The sequence below is a fragment of the Allocoleopsis sp. genome (genome assembly GCF_036703385.1).
Taxonomy (GTDB): Bacteria; Cyanobacteriota; Cyanobacteriia; order Cyanobacteriales; family Coleofasciculaceae; genus Allocoleopsis.
This window is the reverse complement of the sequence record NZ_DATNPA010000154.1, coordinates 1-10,612: the sequence shown is the minus strand read 5'-3', so window position 1 is coordinate 10,612 and position 10,612 is coordinate 1. Positions and strand designations below refer to the sequence as shown.

Genomic DNA, 10,612 nt, shown 5'->3' with positions numbered 1-10,612 from the left:
CTATTCCAGATCACTTTGGCTCGGACAAATTGTCCATCGCGCAGTTGTCCTTCTGAATTGTCAAAGCTTGCCTTTGCCAGGATGCTTTGAGATGTTGTACTGACTTGAGGAGAAATGAAACTGATTCTGCCCGTACCTAGTAAATTCCCTTGGTTGTCAAGTCCCTCTACTCTCTGCCCCAAGCGCAATTGTGGTTCCCGCACTATAGGGATACGTAAGTTTACTTCTAACGTTTGGTTTTGCGTGATAGTGGTGAGCGTATCCCCCTTACTAACGAAGTCTCCTACTTTGGCTGGGATATCCGCAACAAGGCCAGGGATTGGGGCAACAATCTTGGTGTATTGCAGCTTGACTTCCGCTGATCGGACTTGGGCTGCTGCCTGAGAAACTTGCGATCGCGCCTGGGCAATGTCTTCTTTTCGTGCGCCATTCTTCAATTGCGTTAAGGATTGCCGCTCTTGTTCCAGGGCGGCTGTGAGCTGATCGATATCAGAAGTTCTACCCTTTCGCAGTCCCTCTAGGCGTCGTTCGGCTTCTTGCACCTGGGCTGCGGCACTGCGCTCTTCTTTGACGTATCCTTCTAACACATCTTGAGAAACAGCGCCCTGTTGTCTTAAGGTTTGATATCGACTCACCCGTGATTTCGCTAGATCTGCTGTTGCTTTAGCAGCGTCCAGTTGCGCTTGAGCCTGAGCAACTTCTTCTGGACTTGCCCCGGCTTTGGCGTTGGCGAGGCGGGATTCGGCTTGATTTACACGGGCTTGGGCTTGAGCAATTTCCTCGGGACGCGTCCCCGCCTCTAGTTCGGCAAGAGCGGCTTGAGCGCGGTCAAGATTCGCTTTGGCTTGCATCCTCTGAGCTTGCAAGTCCTCACTGTCTAAGCGAATGATCACTTGCCCTTGCTGGACACGAGCGCCATCTTGAACCAAAATCTGAGAGATGCGCCCCTCTATCTCAGGCTTTATGACCACGCCTCTCGGTGCTTGGAGGGAACCGACAAATTCTGAAGATTCCGGAACAGTTTGTGACTCTACCGTTGCTAGCTTGACGGGAACTGCTTTCGATTGAGGTGCGCCTGCGGCGGGAGCTTTCGGTGCAGTCTTGGCATGGCTTGTTTGCCACCAGTACCAACCCAAACCCCCTGCCAAAATTAGGATGATCACTCCCAATGCGATAGGCCAACGATTTCGTGGGCGTGGATCAAACCGCTCATCACGAAAAGACTCGTTTGCATTAGCTCCATCACCGTCAGCCATTAAAGTCGGTTCTGCCTTTGATGGAACTGGGTACTTAGGGGACTCAGGTTCGCTCATCTTCGTTTCTTATCCTTTTGACTCGTTTTGAGGTTTCCCTACCGTCGAGGGTTGCCCGCCGCGATTACAAGCACTTGTCATCAATGAGAGTAGAAGCACTGTAGTGGGCGACTTGCCAGAAATTTAAAAGCCGACTTTAGCCATTGACTTAATCGTGGCTTGTGTGATAAGGAACTAAATTTTAGGGATTGTCAGTAGAGCGCGGTAAACTAGACGCGCCTCTTGCATATTTCAGTCTAGTATATCAGTCTGGTATAGATATAGATAAAGAAAAAAATATATTGAGCCAATGCTTGAACTCGCCACTTTAGGTCTTCTCCAGTGCGAACCGCTGCATGGCTACCGCTTAAAGCAGCAGCTAGAGTTATTTATGAGCAGCAGTATTAGCGTTAACTATGGAGCGATTTATCCCTTACTCAAGCGTCTGGAGGAGCGAGGGGAAATTGCCACTCTATCGACTGACCAAACAGAAGCAGGCCCTAATCGCAAAACCTACTGTATTACTGCCAAGGGTCGTCAGCGATGGCATCAAAAGATGATGGAACATCCCCAGGAAAGCTGGGTCAATAGTCGATCGCGCTTTTTCATCAAGTATTTCTTCTTCGGCAACCTGGAGGAGCCAGAACGGATTAAGTTACTGGAGAATCGATTGAGCTTCTGTCAGCTACGCCTCACCAGTGTTGAACTTGAACAACTAAAACTAACTGACCCTTACCAAATAGAAGTCTGGCAGCATTGCCTCGGCGTCCTCACCAAGGAGATTCAATGGCTAGAGGAACAACTCGCCAAAGAACAAGAACAACGACGGAGCAGCGAGCAGCGGATGAAAATTTAGACAATTTCTGATTAAATTCCATCAATAGGAAGCCAAAAAATTAAATAATTGAGCAGTATCTTGGCGTATCTACCGATTGTGAGACAATCTCGGAATTCCTTTAATCAAAGTCAGCCCATCTCTTCGTTTGCCTAGCCTTGTCGCAAGCGATTATGTGCAAAAGACTGGTAAATTCCTCAAGAAAAGCAGTTTTTTGAAGACTTAAGTCAAATTTAAAACTTATGCCAACTTTTCATCATGTCATGGCTGTAGGTGTGGGAGCCGCGATCGCCCTAAGCCTAGTGGAGCCCGGTGCTTCCAACGAGTTACCCTCATTCCATCAGATGCGCCGTAACCTGGCTGAGATTCCAGACCAAGAGCCGCTAGTGGCATTGACTCCAGAACAGCTCATAGCCTCTGTTAGAGTCGGAAAGGAAGAGGCGCAGAAGGTAGAGGATGCAAAGACGCCCGGAGTTTTTTTGAGGAGAGGCTCAGATGCGGAACGTTCTCTTTTCAATCCCTTTTCTACTATCCCTATCACCTTGGCTTTGCAAACTGACTCAAATAAACGCTCGGAACCAGCCCTTTCTTCTGTTAGCGGAGCCAGTGTTGCCCAGTTACCTCGCCCTAATCGGGACACGTCAGCCCCAGAATCTCTCAATCCCAGCCCAGATCCGTTACTGTTTCCGACCCAAAGTGAGGAAGTTCAAATTAGAAACACCCAAGCCATTACTCTGCAACAAGCACTAGAACTGGGGCGGCGTAACAATCGGACTCTTGAGGCCGCCCAGCAAACCTTAGAGCGCGATCAGGCCGCTGTACAAGAAGCTCTCGCGGCTGAATTCCCGACGGTGGGCGTCACGACAACGTTCTCTCGTGATGAGTCTGTATCGCAGAGATTGCGGAATGATACTTTGGCAAACAATCCCTTGCTCAGTAATACCAGTGTAACCAGCTCAACTTTCAATGGGGCGCTGCAAGCCAATTATGACCTGTTCACCGCTGGGCGTCGTCCTGCACAAATTCGGCAAGCTGAGCAACAAGTACGTTTCCAACAGCTAGAGGTAGAGCGCATTTCTGAGCAATTGCGACTCGATGTCACTAATGCTTACTACGCTGTGCAAGAGGCTGATGCTCAAGTAGACATTTTCCAAGCTGCCGTGGTTGCAGCGTCTCAGAGTCTACGAGATGCTCAGTTGTTGGAACAAGCTGGGTTAGGAACTCGATTTGATGTCTTGCAGGCCGAGGTGGATTTGGCAAGTTCCCAACAAGACTTGACTCGAGCACAGAGTCAGCAACGAGTCAGCCGACGCGAGATTGCACGATTATTAAGTGTGCCACAGACGGCTGATCTGGCAGCAGCCGACCCGATCGCTGTGGCTGGACAATGGCCTTTATCTCTAGAGCAGAGTATTATTTTGGCTTATAAAAACCGAGCCGAGTTGGAGCAGCAGCTGGTGCAACGCGATATTGGAGAGCAAGAGCAGCGCATTGCTCTGGCTTCCGTAAGACCTCAAGCAGGGCTGTCGGCAAGCTACAATGTCCTTGGCATCTTAAACGATGGACTGGGGCCTGCTGGCGGTCTGTCTCTGGGGGCAACGTTACGGTGGAATTTTTTCGATGGTGGGGCGGCTCGATCCAGAGCGGAGCAGGCTAGGAAGAGTATTGCGATCGCTGAAACTCGTTTTGCTGACCAACGGAACCAGGTACGCCTTGAGGTAGAACAAGCCTTTTTCAACTTGAATGCCAACGCCCGAAATATTGACACAGCTACTATTGCCCTGCAACGGGCAGAAGAAAGCTTGCGGTTGGCACGGTTGCGATTTCAAGCAGGGGTCGGAACCCAAACAGATGTACTCAATCAGCAAACCGCCCTAACTCGTGCTCGATTTAATCAGCTCAGTGCCGTTCTGGAGTACAATCGAGCGTTAGCCGCTCTGCAACGCGCAACCAGTAATCTGCCAAACAGCAATCTATCTAACTTACCCTAGCCGTCAGTAGGACCACCACCCGCAGAAAAGGTTACAACTTTTCTGAAATCTCAGATTTTATTAATCTTTCTTAATAAGATAGGGGTAAGGTGAGAGTCAGGAGGATTGATGGGTAATATCAAATTTGTCAAAGAAGGACAAGAAGTGATTGCGGCTGATGGAGCCAACTTAAGAGAGAAAGCACTACAGAACGGCATTGACCTCTACACTTTCATGGGGAAGATGATGACTTGTGGCGGTTATGGTCAATGTGGTACCTGTATTGTTGAGGTGACCGATGGTCTAGAGAATCTTTCCCCTCGAACTGAGGTAGAAAAGCGTAAGCTTAAGAAAAAGCCTGACACTTATCGGTTAGCCTGTCAAGTGTTGGTCAATGGACCGGTGAGCATAAAAACAAAACCCTCAAACTGAAGGGATAACTTGCACAAGAGCGTTGATGATATCCTAAAGAAAGTGGGTTAAAACAATAACAATTTAGAGGCACGGGTTCAATGCAAGTTAATGAGTTAGGGTTTATTGCCAGCATTCTATTTGTGCTGGTTCCTACAGTTTTCCTGTTGGTTCTGTACATCCAAACAGCTAGCCGCGAAGGCAACAAAAATACTTAGAATCTGTAGTCAACAAAATCCCCTGTCTCTGCTTCAAGCAAGGCGGGGGTTTTCTTTATTCGGTAATGGTTTGGGCAAAAGCGCCGTCTTGGCCTGAAGCTGCCGGAGCCAGAACACAGAAGCAACCAGTCAGGAGCCAAAGGAGAAAGTCCTACCTTTGATTCCCGACTTCGCTGTAACGGAAGGCTCTTGGGTGTTACCGATCTTTGAGGCAAGGAGTACTGACTCTCAAGAATGCTAACTTACGCTTCAATCGACGGTGCGTGCTAATAATACGGGACAGTTGGCATAAACTCGGACATAGTCGGATAGTGAACCCCCGAGTAATCGATCCAAATCGGGTAAAGTCTTAGCAATAGAGGGACGGCGATCGGGAGAACCGAGAATTAACAAGTCAATATTCTTCTCATCGGCTAATCGGCAAATCTCTTCCCCTGCCTTACCACTCGTGTTAATACAACGGTAAGCTACACCCCGCCGTTTTGCCTCTGCTACTGCCGATGCTAGAACTGGGTCGTTTTCTGCTTGAACAGTGGGTTCAGCGGCTTTACCCTTGTCAGGGTTGATATGGACTAAAAATAGCTCACTGCCTTTAATATTTTGTAAGAATGATAGGGCTAAATTCAAGCTTTGTTGTGCTGAATCAGATTTATCCATCGCCACCATGACACGCCTGATTTGTTTGACGTAGGCGTCGTCTTTGACCAGTAACATGGGACGGGGAGACAATTGGAAAACGTATTGACTGACCGAGTTTTCCAAAATTGCTTCTAAGCGCTTCAGCCCTCGTGAACCCATAATAATCAGGTCAGAGTCCTCTTCTTCAGCGACTTGGAGGACTACATCTTTAGGTTCCCCCTGCTTGAGTCGGGCTGAAATTTTGCTAGCGTCTAATTTGATAGATTTGACGGCTTGAGCTAGAATTTTGCCGCCTTCTTCCAACTTAGCGGACATAGTATCGGCGGTGATTTGGGGAGGCACAACGTGCAGAACAGTAACGGCTACCTGTTGCATAGCGGGGATTTCCAGCAACATGTTCAGCATCTCTTCACAGAGTCCCCGACCAGCTACAGCAACTAAAATTTTTTGAATCATGCAAGTGCCTCTTCTTTAGTAATTGTTTCGTTATTAAATCAGGACTGACACAGCTAACCGCACAAGCGCAAGCCGCGAAAGCTTCAGTCCTCCCCTGACATCCGTGAGTCCTGTTAGGGCAAGTGGTGGTCAGCCTTCCAAGATATAAGGATACTTTTGATGTCGCTATCAAAATTTGACAATTTATTACTTAAATTTGGCAATAGCAATGTTGCTTAACTGCCTATTAATATTTTTATGGAAAGTGCCCAGCTACAGCTGCCGGAGCTGTAGCTCATAGCGTAGGCGACTCTACAGAACGCCTGATCACTAGAGTTAGTGCGTTAGTCCTGACGCCCTCTGCCACCCACACTAACTTAAAGCGAATGTCATTGACTTAAGCCAAAAGTGGTCGTTCTTCGGAAAAACCCGGATTGGGGGGGTTCCCCCCAAACCCCCCACTGGGGGACGGAGTGCCTCCCCCAGACCCCCTGCACAAGGATTGACGGGTTGGATGAAATTTCTTAAGCCAGTGCCATTCAACTTAAAGCCAATTTCCTACTAATACATAAGGTGCCCAGTAATAGGGGTGCTGCCAGTTGGGGTCTTGTAGGATGGATTGTTGGGCACGACGGATGGCTTCCGCTTTGGTCACGGAGGACTTGGCTAACTCCTGATAGAACTGTCTCATCAGTGCAGAGGTCGCGTCATCATTAACCGACCATAAGGTGGCAAGTGTGCTACGTGCTCCCGCTCGCACAGCGACGCCAGCAATTCCTAGAGCGGCTCTGTTGTCCCCTCTGGCGGTTTGGCAGGCACTCAAAACCAGCAATTCAATGGGAATGGCTCGGTGCTGGTCGGTCTTTTGCAGGAAGTTATTTAATTCATTGACATTAATCCGGTCGTCCCAAGTTAGAATAAACGTCTCCTCCGCCTTGGAACTGAACTGACCATGAGTGGCTAAATGTACCACAGGGAAAGGAATTGCCTCGATCGCATTTTGAATCTTGGTCTTAGTGAACTCCTGATTAAACAGTTTTTCACCCGATACCTCAGACAAAATTTGATTGAGTTCTACTTCCACCGCCGGGAGGGCAGAAAATCCCTGACGAGCCTCCGAGAGTCCAGCCGTGAGAACTTTGAGCTGACCTCGTGTCAACGGCTGGGATTGCAACAGTTCTAATCCTGGAGTCAGAGCAATGGCGTATTTTTCCATCAAGTACTGCTTCCCGTCGTGGAGAGCTGCCATCGGAATATTCCGCAGGGAGCCATCTAGAACAAAGACGAGCGTTTTGAGTTGACTTTGCGCTAAATCAGCTTCAAGGGGTCGGATTAACCAGTTATACACCTGCTGAGATAGGGGTAAAAAGGTTCGACCGATCGCGGTTGTTAGCTCTTGACGTAGCTTCCTTACGGTACGTTCAACTTGGTCTTGAGGGAGAGGTGTCGCATAGTGGCGCAAGGGCTGCTGAGGGAGGCTGAGGATGATGTCTAAACGGTCTGGCAGAATAATCGGGTAAATTACGGCAGCTTTTTGGTCAATGGCGTCAATTTGAACGGGTTTTGCTGTCAAACAGGCAGCGCGGAAGAAGTTATCCAGTTCCGCTAATTGTAAAGACTCAATCACCTTGCGAGCTTTCTCTAGACGCTCTGGGCTGGTCTTTTGGCCTCCTTGCAGCAGTAACGAGACAAACTCACGATAGATGGGTTCTACTCCCTCTCGAAAGGAAAACTGCACTTCTGAGTTAATCGCGACCAGGTCATTGCGTAGCGATTGCAGTGTGTTGATCGCTTCCGAGTAAGCAGCGATCGCACCTTCTTCATCGCCTTGTACTTTGAGCAAGCGTCCGAGTTGCCACTGCCAGCGATAAGAAATATCTGGTGCATTGATCGATTGAGTGAGAATGAGGGCTTTTTGAGTTAGATTTCGTGCCTCTGACCACTGCTGAGTCTTCTCATAGAGTTCGCCGAGACTGCCGAGGGCATAGGCTTCGGCTTGTTGGTCTCCTAACGTCGATGCCTGCTCAATTGCGATCGCTAACATTTGGGCAATCTCTCGCATTTTTGAAGCGTCCAGCACAAGGGGTGAATCTGGAGGAGTTTTCTCGTCCTTTTTCGGTCTGGGTTGTGTCAGCTTCAGCAGACTGTGAGCCAGATTAATTCGGGCATAGACACTGATTCGGCTGGGGGGTAACTCGGTAAGTTGCGCTTGGATTTGGGGCAGTAGCGGTTGGGTGAGGGAGGCTATATCTTGTTTCAGGCGACCTTCTGCAATCAGATTTAACTGATTGACTAAAGCTTGAATTTGTGTTAAAGAATAACCTTTGGTTGTGGCAGCTTGTTGATAAAACTGGAGTGCGGCTTCTGCTTGCAACTGAGTCCGGGCAGTATTGCCTAAACTCAGAAGAGCGGCTGCTTTATTTGGTGGTGAAGCTAATTTTTCGGCAATTTCAAGGCTTTGCTGTAAGACTTTTCGAGACTCATTCAGATCGCCAATTAAGCGTAGGGTGTTACCGAGGTGACGCAGTCCTGCTGCTTTGAGGAGAGAGTCGGGTTGCGTTTGTAGGGTTTGATTAACTTGGGTGAGGGTTGAAAGTTCACGACGATATAGCCCCAAGACTCGAAGAACTTGCGCTTGGTTGAGTAAGCTACGGATGACTCCTGCTTCATCACCCACTTTCCTATAGGTATCAGTTGCCTGCTGCAAGGTGGTGAGTGCTGGTTGCGCTTGTCCTTGTGCCATTTGCAAACTGCCGTAGGTATTTAACGCTTGGGCAAGAATGCGGCGTTGTTCTGGCGTATCGGGTTGTGACTGGAGCAGTTGCAGAGAAGTTGCGATCGCATTTTTCGCTTCCGGTAACTGCCCTAAAGCCTGATAGGCCAAGGCTAGATTACTCAAGACCATCGCTTGGTTGAGGGAGTCTCCCTGAGACTGGTAAGCTTGAACGGCTTGTTGCCAGACTTTGATGGCGGCGGCATATTGTCCAGCTTCATAGTAGTCTCGACCCTGTTGCAGCCATTGGGGTGCTGCCGCCAGGTCATTCGATTTTAGATTTGGCCGTCCTCGGACTTTGTCCTGCGGGCGGGTTTTGGATTTTGGATTGTTCCCCTGACTGTCTCGACGACTATCTTTGAACGCAACTTCGTATGAGATTGCCACTGGGGATGCAGTTCCATGAGCGAGATGAGCTAAAACAGGGTGGCTGATCAGGCACAACAGTGTTGTCAGGCAGGCGAGTAAAAGACGGGTGAACCCAGAGGAACGTGTCCATCGTCCATCGCCAAAACGGAACGGGTTGAATTGGGGTTGGTGAACCCTGAAACGTAAATGCCGTGTTTTTGCCATAGTCTTAACGGGGGCTGACGGTACGAGCGTCACTAGACTGGGAGAGGGTTTGGCAGGAGGCGGGAGTTTGCCAAGGATGTTGAGGGGTGGCGGTGGGCGCTTGTGCGGTGAGGATTACAGTCCCATCCGGAGCAAAGACCCATCCTTGAGCTTCCACCAGTTGCTGAGGTGAAGAACTGGGTGATGTAGAAGCACGAAGCTGCTGTCCGCCTCGCGTCCCAGTACTCACCCCGACTGAAGTCCCTAAATCTTCTAACAAACCTTCTTCGCCCAGTGCCTCATTGGGGTTGGGGGGTAACCCGCCACGACCTGTAATAGTAAAGCTGCTGCTTTGCTCCGTTCCTCCACCCGGTACGCAACGGCGGTCAATCAGTCCTGTGGCATCGACCAAATCCGTAGGTAACTCTGCTAATCCTCGATTGGGGTCAACGCCTAGAGTGATGATTTGCACGGAACCATTAAGACCGAACCTAGAACTGGCGGTGATATCACTTAACGGAGTCAGGTGAGGGCGAAATTGCAGTCCAAAGATACCTTGAGTGGTGATGTTGATATTGCCACCTCGACCTGTAAAAGCATTAGCCGTAATGTCGCTATCTTCTGTAGGAATTCCCAGGATGAAGCCAGCGTTAATCGTAATATTCCCGCCATCTCCCCCTGCCTGTGCCGTACCGGCTGTAGTGGAGATTTCACTGCCCCGACGCAACATCAATAAGTCCTGTACGCCTAGAGTAATGTTGCCCCCTGTATTGCTTGCCGTTTTAGCTGAGATAAAGGCTCGATTATCCAAAGTAGTTGAGTTGGATTGAGCTGTGATATCACCGCCTTCTCCTGTACCTTGGCTACCCACAGCGATACCTGCACCATTCCGAAGGTCGAGGGTTCTAGCGTTCAACAAAATACTGCCGCCGTTGCCCGTAGAACCGGGAGTGGTGTTGGCAAATATCCCCGTTTTTTCTCCTGTAAGCTTCACATCATCCTTAATGGTCAGGTTGATATTCCCGGCATCTTGACCGCTAGCTGTAGAGGTGAGCAGTTGTCCGCCGTTGGTGGCCTCAAGGGTATTTCCTCTTACTGTGATACTGCCTGCCTTCCCGTCTCCAGCGGTATTGGCGCTGATTCGAGCTTGGTCGCGTACAGACAGCGATCGCGTTTGGATATCGATATCACCTCCTGAACCCTCAGCACCAGCGTTCACCGCTGTGGAAATGGCGCTATTCGTAAGGGAAACAGCGTCAGCTTCGCGTACCGAAATATCACCGGCTTGGCCTTTTCCAGAAGTCGCTGCCGAGACTTGTGCACCATTTGTCAATGCGAGGGAGTTAGCTTGTACTTGAATATTGCCGCCAGTACCTTGCCCGAGAGTTGCTGCTGTGACGGCTGCGCGATCGCGAACAATCAACTGGTCTGTGGTAATCTTCAAGTCTCCCCCTCGACCTGTCGCTACTGTTGGGTCTAGCTGAAGA

At 49.5% G+C, this 10,612-nt stretch carries 7 protein-coding genes and 1 pseudogene; 4 read left to right on the top strand and 4 right to left on the bottom strand.

From position 1 onward, the window contains the following. Positions 1-1,313 (bottom strand): efflux RND transporter periplasmic adaptor subunit (locus V6C93_RS07730; RefSeq protein WP_333476075.1); only part of this gene is annotated, 1,313 nt, incomplete at its 3' end. A 289-nt stretch (positions 1,314-1,602) separates the two neighbouring features. Here V6C93_RS07730 and V6C93_RS07725 point away from each other — a divergent pair. The 4 genes from V6C93_RS07725 to psbM all read left to right on the top strand — a co-directional run bounded on the left by V6C93_RS07725 (position 1,603) and on the right by psbM (position 4,726). Next, positions 1,603-2,148: a PadR family transcriptional regulator gene (locus tag V6C93_RS07725; protein WP_333476074.1), complete on the top strand. Its 546-nt coding sequence runs from the start codon at positions 1,603-1,605 to the stop codon at positions 2,146-2,148. A gap of 221 nt (positions 2,149-2,369) precedes the next feature. Further along, positions 2,370-4,118, top strand: a complete 1,749-nt coding sequence (locus tag V6C93_RS07720) for a TolC family protein (RefSeq protein WP_333476073.1) — start codon at positions 2,370-2,372, stop codon at positions 4,116-4,118. A 108-nt stretch (positions 4,119-4,226) separates the two neighbouring features. Further along, positions 4,227-4,529 (top strand): 2Fe-2S iron-sulfur cluster-binding protein, encoded by a 303-nt coding sequence (locus V6C93_RS07715; RefSeq protein WP_333476072.1) that lies wholly within the window; start codon positions 4,227-4,229, stop codon positions 4,527-4,529. A gap of 80 nt (positions 4,530-4,609) precedes the next feature. After that, positions 4,610-4,726 carry a photosystem II reaction center protein PsbM gene (gene psbM / locus V6C93_RS07710; RefSeq protein WP_333476071.1) on the top strand — a complete coding sequence of 39 codons (117 nt, stop codon included), beginning with the start codon at positions 4,610-4,612 and terminating at the stop codon, positions 4,724-4,726. A 249-nt stretch (positions 4,727-4,975) separates the two neighbouring features. On the opposite strand, the gene V6C93_RS07705 is transcribed toward psbM, so the two are convergent. The 3 genes and pseudogenes from V6C93_RS07705 to V6C93_RS07695 form a co-directional block, all read right to left on the bottom strand. Continuing rightward, positions 4,976-5,821, bottom strand: a complete 846-nt coding sequence (locus V6C93_RS07705) for a universal stress protein (RefSeq protein WP_333476070.1) — start codon at positions 5,819-5,821, stop codon at positions 4,976-4,978. A gap of 523 nt (positions 5,822-6,344) precedes the next feature. Further along, positions 6,345-9,146 carry a CHAT domain-containing protein gene (locus V6C93_RS07700; RefSeq protein ID WP_333476069.1) on the bottom strand — a complete coding sequence of 934 codons (2,802 nt, stop codon included), beginning with the start codon at positions 9,144-9,146 and terminating at the stop codon, positions 6,345-6,347. 4 nt (positions 9,147-9,150) lie between these two features. Beyond that, positions 9,151-10,612 (bottom strand): annotated as a pseudogene (locus V6C93_RS07695) (S-layer family protein); the annotation flags it as partial.